The organism is Deinococcus psychrotolerans, assembly GCF_003860465.1.
Lineage (GTDB): Bacteria > Deinococcota > Deinococci > Deinococcales > Deinococcaceae > Deinococcus > Deinococcus psychrotolerans.
The window spans coordinates 2,389,923-2,404,987 of the sequence record NZ_CP034183.1 but is presented as its reverse complement, the minus strand read 5'-3'; the positions used below and the strand labels follow the sequence as shown (position 1 = coordinate 2,404,987).

Below are 15,065 nucleotides of genomic sequence, written 5' to 3'. Positions count from 1 at the left end.
TAGCCTAGCGCTTCATATCTGACACGAACCCCTCAAGCCACTCTGGATTTTATGAACCCGTCTGCTGCGCCCGTCTTGCCCTTCAAGTTTTTGAAGCGCTCTCTACCCCTGCTCTGACCACCTCCGGCGCGGCCTGCCCCCACCAAGTCCCGCATTCTTTCATGCTAGATGGGCTATTCTTTGCAAGATTGCTTTTGACTGCCCCGCTTCCGCTGACCCAGATGGAATTCAGCGGGCGAAAGCGGGGCGGCCCTTGCCAAAGATCAGGAGTCAGATGACCAAACTCAAAAAACCGCCGAACGCCTTCCAGCGCCTCTGGAAAGAATTACTTGAGCCGATTGTTTTTGCAGTCGTCATCACTCAGTTCATTGCGACCTTGGTTGGCGTAGACGGCGTGAGCATGATGCCCAATTTGCGCCACCATGAGCGCGTGCTGGTGCCCAAATACGAAACGTGGCTGCATAAGGTCGGCATCGGGGACTTCAAACGCGGTGACATTCTAATTTTCAAGCCGCCCGCCGCTGCCGAAACCCGCACCTTCTTTAATTTGTGGACTTACCGCCCTTTCCTGATCAAACGGCTGACCGGCCTCCCAGGCGACAAGCTCCGCATTTCAAAAGGCGTCGTGTTTGTCAATGGCAAAGCGCTGAGCAACAATTACACCGCCGATTACTGGAAGTCGCAGGGCTGCTGGGATACGGACAGTCCAATTGCCAATCAAATTCAGTCGAGCCTCAAAGGTATTTTGACGGATCAAGCTGAAATCACTATTCCTGCCGGAGAGTATTTCGTGATGGGCGACAACCGCACCGAGAACGGCTCGGAAGACTCGCGCCTGTTCGGGCCGATTCCGCTGCGGGATATCGCAGGCCGCGCTGCCGCCGTGATCTGGCCGATCATGCGACAGGAGAACGCCAAGTACAACTGCGCCATTCAAAGCGCCAACCCTGCCGACTATGTGACAACCAGTGGTAAAAGTAACTTGAACTGGCGTATGTTGACGCGGCCTGAAACCTTTAATCAGGATTTTGGGAAGTAAAACGTACGGGCTGTAGAGATTAAAGAATAAAGCATAAACTGAGATCGGGACGGCAAAATCTACCGTTCCGATCTCAGTTTATAGAGATTCTCCATAATCCATAAAAATTTCGGTCACTCACTCATGCGCTTTGGTCTCTACCCTTCAAAATTTGCGTTTTGACTTCTCAGTACCCCTTCCCCAACTCCACTTTGTTCTTCGGCTCCTCGCCGCGTGCGAGTTGGCCCAGCACGGCCTCGGCATAGTCGGCGGCCCGCTGCTGCATATCCTGAGTGGTGCTGGCAATGTGCGGCGTAATCAGCACGTTGCCGCGCCCCCAAAGCGGGTGGCCTTCCGGCAGCGGCTCGGGGTCGGTCACGTCCAGCACCGCGCCTCCCAAGTGGCCATTATCTAGAGCCGAAACGAGCGCCGCCGTGTCCACCAGTTCGCCGCGCCCCAAGTTGTAGAGCCACGCGCCGGACTTGAGGCTGGCCAGCACCCCAGCATTCACGATCTGCTTGGTGGCGTCGGTCAGCGGCAGCAGCAACACCACATCGTCCGCCGTGCTGAGCGCCGCTTGAATCTCCTGCGGCGTGCTGCTGGAACGCAGGCCGGTGATCTGTGCGCCGAAAGGAGCCAGTAAGTCACTGAAAATGCGCCCGATGTGGCCGTAGCCCCACACCACCACGTTGCGCCCTTTCAGCGTCCACAGTTGTCCGGGGCGCTCCCAGCTCCCTGCCTGGGCAAAGCGGATCAGGCCGCGCCCCGCCGCCAGCAGAGTGGCCGCCGCGTGCTGGGCTACCGCCTCGTCGTGCAGTTCGTGGGCATTGTAAAGGGTCACGCCGGGCGGCAACATCTCGGGCCAGCCGTCGATTCCGGCGGTCAGGGTCAGCACCCACTTGAGGCCGGGGTGCAAGAGAACTTGTGAGCGCAACTTTTTGGGCATCCCCCACGCCACCAAGCCTTCAAATTCACCTTCAGGCAAAAAGTCGGCGCGGTAATAAGCAGACTCAGTACCCTCGGCAGTTATGGCGCGAAACTCCGGCAGATCAGGCATCAGGACGCGGGTGGGCGTCGTTGTGGGCGGCTTGGGCATCATTCCATTCCTCCAAAGTAATTTCCATGTGAACGTCGGTGCGCTTGGCGTGTTCGGTGCGGCCCATTTCGCGGAAACCGCTGGCCGCAAACGCCCGCTGAGCGCGGCGGTTGTGCAAAAAAGTGGTCAGCCGAATGCGCCTCAAGGTCGGTTGGCGCGTTCCAAAGGCCCAGTCCAAAGTGGCCTGCACCGCTTCGCGTCCGTAGCCCCCCCCCCAGAGTGTTCGCTCGCCGATCATCACGCCGAGGGTGGCGGTGGTGGGGCGTGAGGGCGGCGAGGGGCGCAGGTCGTAGAGTTCGATGCTGCCGATGAGGCGCTGATCTTCGTTCATGATGCCAAAGCCGTGACGTTCGCCGCTGCGCTCCTCGTCTTGCATCACTTTGCGGAACAACCACTCTGGCAGCCGGATCGGTTGAGCGCCGTTCCAATCGGCCAATTCGCGGTCACGAAAATAACTGTACAGGGTGCGCCACTCGGCATTGTTCATTTCAAGCAGGGGTTTGAGCCTTACCCGCCCCCAATTCAGCTCAGCCCGCTGCTGTCCACTCATCGGCTCCATCTTATCGGTAAACACCGGCTGAGCGGCAACCATGGTATGAGTGGGCTAAGCACTGCGAGCATCCGGCGGATCGACATACACCGTTTTTTGCTGGGTGTAGTGGACTTGCCCCGAAGGAGCGCCCTTGGGCCGCCAGACGTGCTTGATGCGGGTGTAGTCCACCGGCACGTTGCCGCTGAGCCGCGCTTTGCTGTGCTGAGCGGCGAGCTGGGCGGCGTACAAGATATCCGGCAAATCGAGGTCGCGCCCGCCAGTTCTGACCAAGACATGCGACCCCGGATAGCCCTGCACGTGAAACCAGTAATCCGTGCTGCGCCCCAAGCGGTGGGTCAGCGTAGCGTTTTCTTTGTTGTTGCGGCCCACCAACACCTCGAAGCCGCCGGGCGAGGTGTACCGCGCTCCGTAAGCGCTGCGCAGCGGCTGCTCGGCGGTGAGTTGGGTTTCGAGGGCGGCGAGCTGCTCCAAGCTGGAGGCGTCCAAGTCACTGAGGCGGCGCTCGACCTCGGCGTAATCCTCGCGCAAGGTGGGTTCGCGCTCGGCCAGCCGCTCGAACACGTCTTCGCGGCGGCGGGCACGGGTGTAGCGCTTCTCGGCATTTTGAATGGCGCTCAGGGATGGTTCTAACGCAATCGGCACTTCGCCTTCCCCAGAAAAGTCGGGCAGCAGCGCCGACGACGCGCCCGCCTCGACGGTGTGGGCGTACGCCATCAGCAAATCGGCTTCGCGGCGGTCTTGGGCGGCCTCGTCTAAGCCGAGGGTGGCCCGCTCCACATCGCCGAGTTGGTGGGTCAGCAGGGTCAGGCGCTTGGCCAGCGGTTCACGCAGCGCTTTGCGGAGTTGGGCAGCTTTCTCGGCGCGGGCCGCTTCGCGCGAGGCGTCGTTGAGGCTGGCCTCCGAAGCGCTGAGGGTCGGGTCAACGACCAGGCTTTTGAGGGCTTCTAAGACCTGCGGCCACCGCTCACCCGCTACGCCCACAAAGCCGGTACGGCGCACCAATTCGGCGCTGAGGCTCGGCCCCAAACCGTCAATCTGCTCGCGCCAACGGGAAACCGGCAGGTCAGCTAAACTTTCAGCCTCCTGCGCCGTCATCGTGCGCGGATCAAACTTGTCATAAGGCGGCGGCGGAACATACGCACCCCCGCTTCTGACGGTGCGGAAGCGGTTGCGGCTGTTGGTGATCTCACGTCCGGCGCTGAGAATCCGGCCTTGCCAAGCGTCTGCGTCTTCTTGCAAGGGTTCCAAGACCAGCAGGTTGGTGTTGCGTCCGGTCAACTCGAACAACAGTCGCACGGCCGACACGTCCACAAAGCCGCCCTCACCCGCGAAGGCAAACTGGGCCACCCGGTCAAGCTTGAGTTGCTCGGCGCTGAAGAGTTCACCGCGCACTTTGGCCGCCAGAAAGCGCTGAAAGGCGTTGTGGGCGTCGCCGCGCAGCCGCTCACGGCTCAGGTAAATCACCGGCTGCGGCGGGCGGTACGACAGCACCAGATTGCTAACGCCCTTTTGACCTTCAAAGAGCAGCGCCGCCGATGTCTCATCAGGAAAAACCCAGCCCAGCGTGCGGGCCGGTAAATGTTCCCGAAGCTCAGCGAGGGTGCGCGATAGAGCTAAACCTTCCATAAGCTTTTATTGTGCCGGTTTTGCAGGGGGCAAATGGGAAATGAAGTACCCCTTCGCCCCCTCACAGCAGGCCGCTCCTCTCCTATTTGCCCAGCACGAACTGAATCAGCCGCTTGACCGCCGCGATATCCGACGGGTTGCTGACTTTGTAGCCGTTGACGAATAAGGTCGGCGTGGCATTGACACCCGCCGCTAGGGCTTCTTGCAGTCCGGCGTCTACGTTGGCTTTGCCGCCCCGGTTGGCGAGGCAGGTTTTGAAGGTGTCCCCGCTGAAGGTTTTGGCTTTACCACCGGCAAGCTGAGTGGCCAGCGCTATGAAATTGGGATTGGGATTGGCGGCTTTCGTCCAGACCGTCCAGTTGGGGGTATCAAACAGCGCGTCTTTGTAAGCCCAGAATTGACCCTGCGCGGCGGCGCACTCGCTGGCTTCGGCGGCGGCGCGGGCATTCGGGTGGATTTGCTCCAAGGGAAACTGGTGAAATTCAAAGCGCAGGGTGTTGCCGTAGGTTTTTTGCAACTCCGTTTGCAGCGCAGGCCAAGCTTGCTGCTCGAATTGCTGACAAAAGGGACACTGAAAATCGCTGAAAAGCCGCAGCACCACCGCCGATTTGCTGGGGCCGAGCGTATTGGCCGTGCTGATAAACACCTTGCTGGGCACCTCCGCCAACTTGAGGCTAAATTGCAGGCGCTGGCCCATTTGCTTGGTAATCACTTGGTACTGCTCGGCGCTGATGGTCATACCGGCTGGAGTACTCAGTTGCGGCTTGACCTGCGGGTTGCCGAGGTATCCGGCGTAAGGCGTCGCCAGCCCGTCACCGTAGCCGCTCAGCACGCCGAGCAGTTGGCCCGCTTTGGCCGCGTCCGGCGTCGGCAGCGTCACGGTTGCGCCCGCCAAGTACGAACCCCGACTTACCAGCGTGATCTGGGTGCCGTCGGGGGCGGTGAGGGTATTGCCGCTTTTGACGTAAGCCGAGAGCAACGGGTTACCGTCCAGCGAGGTGCTGAGGTTGCCGACTTGGGCCAAGGCCGCGCCGCCGAGAAGCGCGAGTGACAGCGAAATAAAGCGAGCAAAACGAATCATCCCGCCATTCTAAGCGGGATGATCCTTCAGGGCTATGACAAGCTGAGGCTTTGAAAACTCAGGTTAGACGCGCACGAATTCGTCTACATTGACCACAAACATTACCGCGCCGCCCACCGGCACTTCCACCGGATCGGCCACCAGCCCTTCGCCCTGCTCCCCCATCGGGACGCTGGGCGTGACCAAGCGGCTGCGGCTGCGGCAGTTTTGGGCCACCAGAGTTTTGAGGTGCGGCAACCGCTCATCTTGGACACCAATCATTAATGTGGTGTTGCCCTCGCGCAAAAAGCCGCCAGTCGACGCGAGCTTGGTGACTTCGTAGCCCTGCTCAGAGAGGCTGCGCATCAGTCCGGGCGTATCGGCGTCTTGGACGATGGCGAGTACCAGTTTCATGGGTGTCAGTTTAGCAGATGGGGTGTGAGGGGGAAGTCAGGCGGGGTGCTTAAAGGTCACCTTGTTTCTGGGCTGTAGCGGCGACGTTCGCATTGAAGACAAAGCTTTTGCCCCGACTGGTGAAGCCTACAAATTCAATAATGCTGCTGCGGGACGCTGAGGCGTTGCTGGCAATTACCAAGTCAACCAAAGGCGTCGTAAAATCAAGGTTGAGCGGGCTAGTAGACACACCGTTCCCCTGAACCGTGGTGATGAGTGAGGAGTCACAAGACTGGGTTTGGCTGCGGGTCGAAGTAGGATCAATTGGGTTGACCACTGGGCAGGTATAACCAGAAGGAACATAAATGTTTAACTTGAGCTGAGTGATTGCAGCGTCTTTAGGATCAGCAACTTGCTCTACACCATTGAACTTGTCACTGATGAGCCGGAAACCAGTGACATAAGCCGCGTCTGAGCCGGGGCGACTGGTGAAGGTAAACGTAGCCGGGCCTGCGCCACTCGATGTCCAGACAGTTTTGGCGACTGTGCCTGGCTTGGCCGGAATCGCAGGAACCGCCGGAGTCCCTGGCTGACCGCCCACGCCCGGTACAGCCGGTACGGCGGGTATCTCAGGCGTACCGGCTGTCGCTGGAGTGAAGGTTTTGGTGACAATCACTGTTGACGTGGAGTCGCCAACCGCGATACCTACATTCAGGGTGGTGGGCAGTTGAATAGAACCTGTCGTGCCCACATCTCCGCATCCCGCCAGAGGCAACGCCAGCGCCCCCAACAACCACACCTTTTGAAATCCAAACTTCTTTCCTGCTTGCTTCATGCCTTCTCCTCCGGGTCTTGATCTCTAAGCTGTGGGTTGAGCATATAAAACGCCAGCCGCTTCATGCCCACCAAAAAGTCCACGTTCTCCACCATCACATCACGCCACTCATCACTGATCTCTTGCAAACCACGCTCATGTCCCGCGCTGTCTTGGGCCGGCTGAATGAGGGTCGGCGCGAAATTCAGAATACCTTTTACGCCCGCTTCGACCATAGACTGCGCCGCAGCCTGGGCGTGTTCGGGGGGCACCGCCAAAAAACCCATGTCAATAGCCCGGCCCTGCGCGGCTTGCTGCTGGGCAAAAGCAGTGAGGTCACGGATGTGTTGGATATTCAGTTGGCGCGGCTGCGCGGAGGCTGCCAGCCCTGAGCCGCTCACGCCCTCGCGCTGAGCAGGAACGTCAACGGGCGTGCCGATCAGCTCGGCTTTGACATCAAACAGGCCCACGTAGCCGAACTGGTACTCGCTCGCCCCCGGATAGTGGGCGATGGCCTGCCCCAATCTGCCCATGCCCACGATGACCACGCTCCACGAGCGGTTAAGGCCCAGCACGCGGGTCAGTTCGCGCTTAAGAACGCTGACGGTGTAGCCCATACCGCGTGTGCCGAACCTGCCGAAATATGCCAAGTCTTTACGGACTTGAAAGGCGCTGACCTGAGCACGCTCAGCCAGTGCGCCGCTGCTGGTGGTGGGCACTTCGGCGCGTTCGAGTTCTTCGAGAATGCGCAGGTACGTCACCAACCGCGAAACGGCGGCGGTGGGAATGCCGGGAACACCCTGAACCGTCACGCTGCCGCGCCCAGCCGCTCAGCGAACTCGGAAGTGATCAAAGCCGTTGTCGTTGAGCTTGCTTTCGGCACGCAGCACCGCCTCGCCGGAAAAGGGGCCGATCAAGACCGTGACCTTTTTGCCTTCCGGCGCTTGCACGCTGGGGTTGTAGCCCAAGTCGTCCAACAAGCCAACCAGGCGGGCAGCACTTTCTTGGCGGTCAAACGCGCCGACCTGCAAATACACCGGGCCACTGGGCGCAGCCGCTTGCGCGGGCTGGCTGGGAGCGGCCTGAGCGGGCGCGGGTGAACTGGTTACGGCAGAACTCACCGCTGAAGCCGCAGAAGGACTCGGAGCGGCGACACCAGCAGCATTGTTACGGGCGCTGTCAGAGCTGCCGCTGGCCGCTGGCTGCTCCAAACCGCTACTGACCGACGAGCGCGGCGCGTACAGCAGTGCGCCGCCGTAAGCCCGCAGGATGTCGCTGAGCGCTGCGTTGGCGTCACTGGCACTGGCAAAGGGGCCCACTTGCGCCACCACTTGCGACCCCAGATCAATCGGATAAACGGTGTAGCCCAGCGCACTCACCGCAGCGGTGCTGGCCTGCGCTTCCGCTACGCTGCCGAAAGTGCCGAGGCTGATGCGGTAATCGCGCCGCAGCGGAGTGCGGTTTTCGCTGGTCGCTACTGCTCCACCGCTGCGGGGCGGTGTGGTTGCCGCAGTGGGCGGCGCGGTGGGAGACGCAGGAGTGGTCGGCTGACCCGTTGCCGGTTGGGCAGTGGGCTGAGCCATCGGGGCTGGCGTGGTGGTCACGGGCGGCTGACTGGTGTCCGGCTGCGGCGTCACCGGCGGCGCAAGCGGGCTGGTGGCCACAGGGCCGGTGCTGGGTTGAGTTTGACCGGGTTGTGCAGGAGCCGCCGTGCTGGGCGGTGTGGTCGGGGATTCGGGCTGAGCCACCGTTGCCGTTTGGTCGCCGCTGGCCGGAGTGGAGGCGGCAGGATCAGTGACGGGCGTTTGAGCCGCCTGCGAAGGATCAGTGGCGGGGCTTGCAGCAGGCACAGTGGCAGCAGGAGTGCTGGGCACGGCGGAAGTCGTTCCAGTTTGGCCCACGCTTCCTTGGCCTGCGTCCGGCGGCGTGACGGCTTGGGTGTTGGTGACGCCCGTGCCGGGCGCGGCAGGAATGTCAGCGGTGCTGGCCGGAGGCGGCGTCAGCGCACTGGGGGTGATGGCGGCGCGGTTGCGCTGAGTCAGGAGCAAGCTTCCGAGGCCCAGCGCCAAGACCACAATTAAAATGCCGATCAGCAGATCAGGTAAACGTCGTCCTACAAGTCTCATGGTAGCTACCTCGAGCTACAGAGTAGGACATTTGAGGAATAAGGGGATGGGAGGGAGGCGAGAAAACTGCTTCTCCCCACCCCTTTTCTCAGTGCCAAATTGGTATGCGCTGCGTTATTTCAGTTCAGCTTTGGCGGCGGCCAACCCCAGTTTGGCCGCAGAAGTAAAAGCGGTTTTGGCTTCGGCGTCTTTGCCCTGCGCTTTGCGCGACAAGCCGAGCTGATACCAAGCCGCCGCGTTTTTGGGATCTTCGACGGCCACGCTGCGTAAAGTCGGTTCCGCTTCGGCAAAGCGCCCCGCCGAGAGCAGCGCCGCGCCGAGGTTGAGCCGGGCGCTGAGGGTGTCGCCCAGGCGCACGCTGTCGCTGAGCGCCGCAATCGCCGCCGGATAATCCTTGAGGGCGTAAGCGCTCAGGCCCAGCCACAGCGAAGTTTCGGCGCTGGGCTGCTTGGCGGCGCTGCCTGACAGCGCTTTGGCCGCCGCCGAGTAGTCTTTGAGGCGGTAAGCGCTGACGCCCTGCACAAACGCGGCGCGGGCCTGGGTGGCAAGGTCAGCGGGCGTGGGCGCGGGGCTGTCGGCCAGCTTGAGGGTAAGCTCAGCGCTCCTGCGGGCCTCGGCATTTTGGCCCAAAGCCAACTGCACCGCCGCCAAATTCAGGAAAATGCTGGCGTTGCCCGCTTCCAGAGCGGCGGCTTTTTGCCAAGCGCTCAGGCTGCCCTTCAGATCACCGTTGCTGGCCAGTAAGCCCGCCAAGGTGGAGGCCGCGCTCGCCGAGCGGCTGTCGGCCTGAACCGCTTCTTTGGCGGCTTGGGCGGCGGCCGGCACTTTGTTTTGGAGTTGCAGCAGCTGGGCTTTGCGAACCAGCAAGCGGGAGCGGTCGGTGCCGCTGAGTTGCCCTCCGGCGGCGCTGTCGAGTTCGCGCACCGCCCGGTCGGGCAGGTTTTGGGCGGCGTAGATGTCGGCGATCAGGAGGGCCGCTCCAGCGCGGGTAGCGTCGTTTTGCAGCGCACCGTAGAGCAGTGGCAGCGCTCCAGCGCCGTTGCCGGAAAGGGCCACCGCTTGGCCGAGGCGGTAGCGCAAATTGGCGTCGCTGGGGTCAATCGCCAGTGCCTGCGTCAGGGTGGCGCTCAGAGCGGCGTAATCTTGGCGGCGGTTTTGCTCACCGGCCAGCGCTTCCAAGACCTGACGGCGGGCGGTGGGCGCGGCGTCACCCGACAGCGCCGCCGCCGCCGTGAACTGCTTGAGCGCTTCGTCATACTCTTTGTTCTTGACCGCGATAATGCCGAGGTTGTACGGCCCTTCAAAACTGGCGGGTGAGAGCGCCACGAACTGACCCAGTTCAAAGCGGGCACCAGTCAAGTCACTCAGCGCGAACAAGCTCAGCGCCAAGCCGAAATGCGGCTCAGGTTGCTGGTAATTCTCCGAAATCAGTTCTTCATAAATGGTGCGGGCCTGCGCCCACTTGCTCTGGGCAAACAGCGCTTTGGCCGAGTTCAGGCGCACAATTTGGGCGTCGGTCAGCGGCACGGCGGGCGCTAGGGCGGCAGCGGGCAGGGCTGAAGGAGCGGCCACAGGAGAAACGGGCGACCCCGGCGCGGCTGGAACCTCAGCCTGAGCTTGCGCCTGCTGCTTTTCGAGCTGGGCTTTGAGCGCTTTGGCCCGGTCTATGGCCGCTTGGCCGCCGGTCACGCTCTGCTGATCGAGGGTGTTGCTGATGTTGATGGTCTGCAAGGTATCGACCATCGTCTGGGCGCGGGCCAGCGGCGCGGTAGCCAGCGCCAAGGTGAGAAAGGAAAGGGCTACCCAGCGCCGACGCGAGGGGGCAGGCGCAGGGTAGGCGGGAGCCAGCGGCGAGGGCAATCGTGTCTTCATCGTGCTTGTCATGCTAGCAGTTGGCTCTTGCCCAACCCTTACACCCAGCGCCGCACGCTCTACCGGCTGCGCTGGGTCAGCCACGCGGCCATGTCGTTCATCGGCCCGCTTTGCATCGGCGCGAAGGTGTCTTGGGTAATGGCGGGCGAGAGGCCCAGCGAGTGCCCCAAGCCCGCGTAGAGTTTGAAGGTGTGATCCGCGTTGCCTGCTGCGCCCAGCGCGTCGTCGAGACGCTGGGCAGCAGCGGGGTCAATGTTGCCGTCGTTCTCACCTTGCATAATCAGCACCGGCAACTTGAGACGGGAAGCCAATTCGCCCAAGGTCGGCAGGGTGGTGGCGGGGGCGTACATGGGCGACTGCGGCGTGAACTGCTGGTAAAACTGGCGAATTTGCGGCAAAGCTTCGGCCTTCAAATCGATCAACCCGTCTTTGTTGGTGTCGAGCAGGGTGCTCAGCATGGGTTTTTGTGGTGTGCTCTCCAGCGAGAACAGCAAGCTGGCTTCAGTCTTGGCCAGGCCGCTGCCGTTTCCGTAGAGCGCAGCCAGCACGCCTTTGAGGTCTATTTTGCCGTCTTTGCTGTAGGGCTGCAAATAGGCCAAGCCGACCCGTTCAAACTGGTTGGCAAACGAATCGGCAAACGAGTCCACCACCGGCCCCTGCACGATCAGGCCGCTGGCGTTGGTTTCCAGTGCCAAGCTGGACGCGATGACGCTGCCTTCGCTCCAGCCGTAAATGAAGACTTTGGAAGCGTCCACCCTCGGCTGCTGTTTGGCGGCATTCAGGGCAGTGCGGGCGTCAGCGAGCAGATCGGTCATGCCCAGTTTGCCGTACTCGGTAAAAGCGGCTTGGGCGGTTTGGGGCTGAAAAGTGCCTGCCGCGTAGCGTTTGTCAAAGCGCATGACCGCGAAGCCCGCTTGGCTGAGGTGTTGAGCGAGTGCGCCCAGCGAACCTTGAACGACTTGTCCCGCCGATACGCTGTAGCTGCCGTTCTGGTCTTCCGGCCCAGTGCCTGCAATCAGCAGCACCAGCGGCGCTTTGGCCGCGCCCGCTGGGAGGCTCAGGGTGGCCTGAGCACTGACTGGCCCAAATTGCAAGGTCAGGTCGCGCTCTGAACTGCGCGGGCCTGCGCCGCCGGCCAAAGCCGGAGCGGTCATGCCCAGCAGCAAAACGAGGGTCAAGCCAGAAACGCGCCGTTTGGTTTGGGGGAAGTCCATGCTCTTTATCTTGCGGCTTGCACGGTGAGAGTCCGTCTCCTTTTCATCAGCCTGCTTTTAATCTCAGGCAGCGTGGAAGTTGACGTTTCACACGCTCTACGCCCCCGCCACCGCGCCCGGCTGCTTGAGGGCCAGTTGACCGCAGGCCGCGCCCGCATCTCTGCCGCGTGAGCGCCGCACGCTGACCGGCACGCCCCGGTTTTCTAAGCGGTCATAAAAGGCTTGGAGTTCGTGTTCGGGCGTTTCCACAAAGCCGCTGCCTTCCCAAGGATTCATCGGAATCAAGTTGACGTGACTGACCAGGCCTTGCAGCAGATCGGCCAGCATGTCGGCTTGCCACAGCGAGTCGTTGACGCCGCTGAGCATGGCGTATTCGAAAGTGACACGCCGCCCGGTCACGGCTTGGTAATCGCGGGCCGCCGCCATGATCTCGCTGATCGAATTGGCCTGACCCGTCGGAATGATCTGCTGGCGGGTTTCTTCGTCGGGGGCGTGCAGACTGATGGCCAGCTTGATGCCGAGTTCGTCTTCGGCGGCCAGCTTGCGAATGCCTTTGGCCAGTCCCACCGTGCTGAGCGTCACGCGGCGCTTGCTCATGCCGAGCGCCTGCGGGTGCAGCAGCAGCTTGGCGGCGGCGATGGTGTGGTCGTAGTTGAGCAGCGGCTCGCCCATGCCCATGAACACCAGATTGCGCATCTCACGCGGCGAGAAACCCTGATGCCAACTCACCGCCAAAATCTGCCCCACCACTTCGCCGGGCGTCAGGTTGCGGCCAAAGCCCATCGAGCCGGTGGCGCAAAAAGCGCACTTGGCCGGGCAGCCCACCATGGTCGACACGCAGATGGTTTTGCGGTCGAGGTAAGGCATATACACCGCTTCCATTTGCCGCCCGTCAAACAAAGTGAACAGGTATTTGACGCTGCCGTCGCTGCTTTCCACCGTTTCGGTTCGGCTAAACGGATTGAGGGCGTACTGCTCCGTGAGTTCGGCCCGCAGCGGCAAGGGCAGATTGGTCATGTCATCAAAGCTGGGTGCGCCGTGGACAAACACCCATTCCAGCAGTTGTTTGCGGCGGTAGCCCAAGAGCGGATAAGCGTCGGGCTGGAGGTCAAGGAGAAGCGGCAACATCTTTCCAGTGTACGGCGCGTGGGCCAGCTTAAATGGAAGGCGTGCAGAGGAGGGCTTTGCCCTGTTCACCGCAATGCCTTATTCTCAGGTATGACCCACACCCTCAAAAGAGCAGTGGTTGTATCGGCGCTTTTCGGCCTCAGCTTGGGTTTGCCGCTTGCCAGCGCCCAGACCGTCATCAAGATCGCCACGCCGGAAACCTTGATGCCGATCCTCAAAACCGCAGGCTACACCGCCACCGTCGACCGCACTGGCAAGTCTCCTTTTCTTAAAGTCGAGAACAAAACCGACGGCAACGATTTTTACATCGATTTTTTGAATTGCAACACCAGCAGTTGTGACGGCGCGTTCGCCAACGTCTTTTATACCGCCACCGACTTCAAAACCAAGCCCGATCTCAAAGTGATCAACGCCTGGAACAAAGAGTATTTCAGCCAGGCCTATATGGACGATAAAGGCAACCCGCACCTGATCAGCACTTACACTTTCGTGGGCGGCTTTACCAGTGCCAACTTCCTAGATTGGGTTCAGACATTTTACGATGAGATCAATCAGTATAACGATATACTGGACGGCAAAGGCAAGTAAGCCGCTTAAGCTCAGTTGAGTTCACGCAAAGAGTTATCGGTGGGCACCGCCAACGCGAAAGCGGGAATCGGTGCCCTTCCTGTTTGGCCCCACGCGTCCCGCAGCTCGTAATACCCCGACATGCTGCCAGGCACGTCTTCGAGTGTCACGAAGCTGTCGTAGACGAACACGCCGCCGGGGGCGATGATCGGCTGCTGACCAATGACGCCTTCACCTTCCACCCGCGTTTCTCGCCCGCTGCCGTCGGTGATCTGCCAGTGGCGGGCCATGATTTGCCAAGAATCGGCGGCGTGGTTTTCGATGCGGATCAGGTAGCTGAACACCTGCCGACCTGCCCGCGAGTGGGCCGCGAGGTGCTGCACCGTGACGCTGACTCGCACCTCAGGCGCAGCCACGTGAAGAGGACGTTCGGCAAATTCGGACATGCAAGAAAGCATAAACCACCCACGCCAGCCGGTGAGCGCCTATGCTCGGGAGCATGACTGCTTTTACTCCGAAGACCAGCCCGCTCAACACCGAATTTTTGCTCAATCTTTTGCGTGAAGCCGGCCCCAGCGGTTACGAGGCCCGCCCCGCCCGCGTGTGGCTCAAGGAAGCCGCGCAGTTTGCCCGCACCCGCAGCGATTCTTACGGCAACGCCTACGCCGAAGTCGGCCCTGAGGACGGCCAGCCGATTATCTTGCTGGGCCACCTCGACGAAATCGGTTTGATGGTTTCGCACATCGACGATCAGGGCTTTTTGGCGTTTCTCAACCTCGGCGGCTGGGATCCGCAGGTGCTGGTCGGGCAGCGCATCCGGCTGCTGGCTCCGGGCCAGGACATTCTGGGCGTCATCGGCAAGAAAGCCATTCACGTGATGGAGCAAGAAGAGCGCACCAAAGCCAGCAAGCTCGAAGAGCTGTGGATCGACACCGGCCTGAGCGCCGAGGAAGTGGGTCAGCGCATTCCGGTGGGCACGGTGGGCGTCATCGAGCAGCCGCCGCTGCTGCTGGGCGACAAGCTGGTCAGCAAGTCGCTCGACAACCGCGTGGGCGCGTTCGTGGTTTTGGAAGCCCTGCGCCAGCTCGCGCAGCAAGGCGTCAAGCGCCGGGTGGTGGCGGTCGGCACAGCTCAAGAAGAAATCGGCTTGTTCGGGGCCAGCGTCAGCAGCCACGCCCTCGATCCCTTGGCGGGCATCGCGGTGGACGTGACCCACGAAACCAAGCAGCCGGGCGTCAATGAAAAGAAATACGGCAAGTCGCCGTTCGGCTCTGGCGCGAACCTGAGTGTCGGGCCGATGTTCAATCCCAAGCTCACCGACGCCATACAGGAAGTCGGCCGGGCCAAAGCTATTCCGTTCAGCGTATCGGCCACCCCGCGCCACTCGTCCACCGATGGCGACGCGCTGGCCCTGACGCGCGGCGGCGTGCCGACCGGCGTGGTCAGCATTCCCAACCGCTATATGCACAGCCCCTCGGAGATGGTGCAGCTCAGCGACGTGCAGGCCTGCATCGACATCATCGCGGCCTGGGTCATGAGCTTGCCGGAAGGCGAAGTGGACTTTTCGCGCCACTGAGCGCAGACCGTCGGGGCGCGGG

At 61.6% G+C, this 15,065-nt stretch carries 15 protein-coding genes; 3 read left to right on the top strand and 12 right to left on the bottom strand.

Going from position 1 to position 15,065, the window contains the following annotated elements:
* Window positions 1-274 precede the first annotated feature (274 nt).
* Window positions 275-1,039 (top strand): signal peptidase I, encoded by a 765-nt coding sequence (lepB, locus tag EHF33_RS11870; protein WP_124871740.1) that lies wholly within the window; start codon window positions 275-277, stop codon window positions 1,037-1,039.
* Window positions 1,040-1,205: 166 nt separating this feature from the next.
* Here lepB and EHF33_RS11865 read toward each other — a convergent pair whose 3' ends face one another.
* From EHF33_RS11865 to rlmN, 11 genes are all read right to left on the bottom strand, one after another.
* Window positions 1,206-2,117 (bottom strand): D-2-hydroxyacid dehydrogenase, encoded by a 912-nt coding sequence (locus EHF33_RS11865; protein WP_241191155.1) that lies wholly within the window; start codon window positions 2,115-2,117, stop codon window positions 1,206-1,208.
* Entirely contained in the window at window positions 2,068-2,664 is a 597-nt protein-coding gene (locus tag EHF33_RS11860) for a GNAT family N-acetyltransferase (protein WP_124873138.1), read from the bottom strand. Before EHF33_RS11860 ends, EHF33_RS11865 begins: the two co-directional genes overlap by 50 nt.
* A gap of 54 nt (window positions 2,665-2,718) precedes the next feature.
* Window positions 2,719-4,293: an Rqc2 family fibronectin-binding protein gene (locus EHF33_RS11855; RefSeq protein ID WP_124871737.1), complete on the bottom strand. Its 1,575-nt coding sequence runs from the start codon at window positions 4,291-4,293 to the stop codon at window positions 2,719-2,721.
* Window positions 4,294-4,375: 82 nt separating this feature from the next.
* On the bottom strand, window positions 4,376-5,374 hold the full coding sequence (locus EHF33_RS11850) for a DsbA family protein (protein ID WP_124871734.1): 999 nt from the start codon (window positions 5,372-5,374) through the stop codon (window positions 4,376-4,378).
* A 63-nt stretch (window positions 5,375-5,437) separates the two neighbouring features.
* Complete coding sequence (locus tag EHF33_RS11845; RefSeq protein WP_124871731.1) at window positions 5,438-5,767, bottom strand: cyclic-di-AMP receptor; 330 nt, start codon at window positions 5,765-5,767, stop codon at window positions 5,438-5,440.
* A 49-nt stretch (window positions 5,768-5,816) separates the two neighbouring features.
* A complete protein-coding gene (locus EHF33_RS21335; RefSeq protein WP_124871729.1) occupies window positions 5,817-6,581 on the bottom strand; it encodes a hypothetical protein in 765 nt (254 codons plus the stop codon).
* On the bottom strand, window positions 6,578-7,372 hold the full coding sequence (locus EHF33_RS11835) for a redox-sensing transcriptional repressor Rex (RefSeq protein WP_124871726.1): 795 nt from the start codon (window positions 7,370-7,372) through the stop codon (window positions 6,578-6,580). The genes EHF33_RS21335 and EHF33_RS11835 overlap by 4 nt, the downstream gene beginning before the upstream one ends.
* Before the next feature lie 18 nt (window positions 7,373-7,390).
* Window positions 7,391-8,686 (bottom strand): SPOR domain-containing protein, encoded by a 1,296-nt coding sequence (locus EHF33_RS11830; RefSeq protein ID WP_124871722.1) that lies wholly within the window; start codon window positions 8,684-8,686, stop codon window positions 7,391-7,393.
* A gap of 114 nt (window positions 8,687-8,800) precedes the next feature.
* Complete coding sequence (locus EHF33_RS11825; RefSeq protein WP_124871719.1) at window positions 8,801-10,558, bottom strand: tetratricopeptide repeat protein; 1,758 nt, start codon at window positions 10,556-10,558, stop codon at window positions 8,801-8,803.
* Between the two features lie 59 nt (window positions 10,559-10,617).
* Complete coding sequence (locus tag EHF33_RS11820) at window positions 10,618-11,772, bottom strand: alpha/beta hydrolase family protein (RefSeq protein WP_241191154.1); 1,155 nt, start codon at window positions 11,770-11,772, stop codon at window positions 10,618-10,620.
* 96 nt (window positions 11,773-11,868) lie between these two features.
* Window positions 11,869-12,897, bottom strand: a complete 1,029-nt coding sequence (rlmN, locus tag EHF33_RS11815) for a dual-specificity RNA methyltransferase RlmN (protein ID WP_124873134.1) — start codon at window positions 12,895-12,897, stop codon at window positions 11,869-11,871.
* 93 nt (window positions 12,898-12,990) lie between these two features.
* Between rlmN and EHF33_RS11810 the strand changes: the two genes are divergently transcribed.
* The gene (locus tag EHF33_RS11810; protein WP_124871716.1) at window positions 12,991-13,488 is read left to right on the top strand and encodes a YbjN domain-containing protein; all 498 of its coding nucleotides are present in this window, start codon (window positions 12,991-12,993) and stop codon (window positions 13,486-13,488) included.
* A gap of 11 nt (window positions 13,489-13,499) precedes the next feature.
* Here EHF33_RS11810 and apaG read toward each other — a convergent pair whose 3' ends face one another.
* Complete coding sequence (gene apaG / locus EHF33_RS11805) at window positions 13,500-13,913, bottom strand: Co2+/Mg2+ efflux protein ApaG (protein WP_124871712.1); 414 nt, start codon at window positions 13,911-13,913, stop codon at window positions 13,500-13,502.
* Window positions 13,914-13,966: 53 nt separating this feature from the next.
* On the opposite strand from apaG, the gene EHF33_RS11800 reads away from it, so the two are divergent.
* On the top strand, window positions 13,967-15,043 hold the full coding sequence (locus EHF33_RS11800; protein WP_241191153.1) for a M20/M25/M40 family metallo-hydrolase: 1,077 nt from the start codon (window positions 13,967-13,969) through the stop codon (window positions 15,041-15,043).
* Window positions 15,044-15,065 lie beyond the last annotated feature (22 nt).

What these genes read in the sequence shown, in the direction of transcription:
- lepB (WP_124871740.1), top strand. Translation starts at nt 275, where the DNA reads ATGACCAAACTCAAAAAACCGCCGAACGCCTTCCAGCGCCTCTGGAAA.
- EHF33_RS11865 (WP_241191155.1), bottom strand. Translation starts at nt 2,117, where the DNA reads ATGATGCCCAAGCCGCCCACAACGACGCCCACCCGCGTCCTGATGCCT.
- EHF33_RS11860 (WP_124873138.1), bottom strand. Translation starts at nt 2,664, where the DNA reads ATGAGTGGACAGCAGCGGGCTGAGCTGAATTGGGGGCGGGTAAGGCTC.
- EHF33_RS11855 (WP_124871737.1), bottom strand. Translation starts at nt 4,293, where the DNA reads ATGGAAGGTTTAGCTCTATCGCGCACCCTCGCTGAGCTTCGGGAACAT.
- EHF33_RS11850 (WP_124871734.1), bottom strand. Translation starts at nt 5,374, where the DNA reads ATGATTCGTTTTGCTCGCTTTATTTCGCTGTCACTCGCGCTTCTCGGC.
- EHF33_RS11845 (WP_124871731.1), bottom strand. Translation starts at nt 5,767, where the DNA reads ATGAAACTGGTACTCGCCATCGTCCAAGACGCCGATACGCCCGGACTG.
- EHF33_RS21335 (WP_124871729.1), bottom strand. Translation starts at nt 6,581, where the DNA reads ATGAAGCAAGCAGGAAAGAAGTTTGGATTTCAAAAGGTGTGGTTGTTG.
- EHF33_RS11830 (WP_124871722.1), bottom strand. Translation starts at nt 8,686, where the DNA reads ATGAGACTTGTAGGACGACGTTTACCTGATCTGCTGATCGGCATTTTA.
- EHF33_RS11825 (WP_124871719.1), bottom strand. Translation starts at nt 10,558, where the DNA reads ATGAAGACACGATTGCCCTCGCCGCTGGCTCCCGCCTACCCTGCGCCT.
- EHF33_RS11820 (WP_241191154.1), bottom strand. Translation starts at nt 11,772, where the DNA reads ATGGACTTCCCCCAAACCAAACGGCGCGTTTCTGGCTTGACCCTCGTT.
- EHF33_RS11810 (WP_124871716.1), top strand. Translation starts at nt 12,991, where the DNA reads ATGACCCACACCCTCAAAAGAGCAGTGGTTGTATCGGCGCTTTTCGGC.
- apaG (WP_124871712.1), bottom strand. Translation starts at nt 13,913, where the DNA reads ATGTCCGAATTTGCCGAACGTCCTCTTCACGTGGCTGCGCCTGAGGTG.
- EHF33_RS11800 (WP_241191153.1), top strand. Translation starts at nt 13,967, where the DNA reads ATGACTGCTTTTACTCCGAAGACCAGCCCGCTCAACACCGAATTTTTG.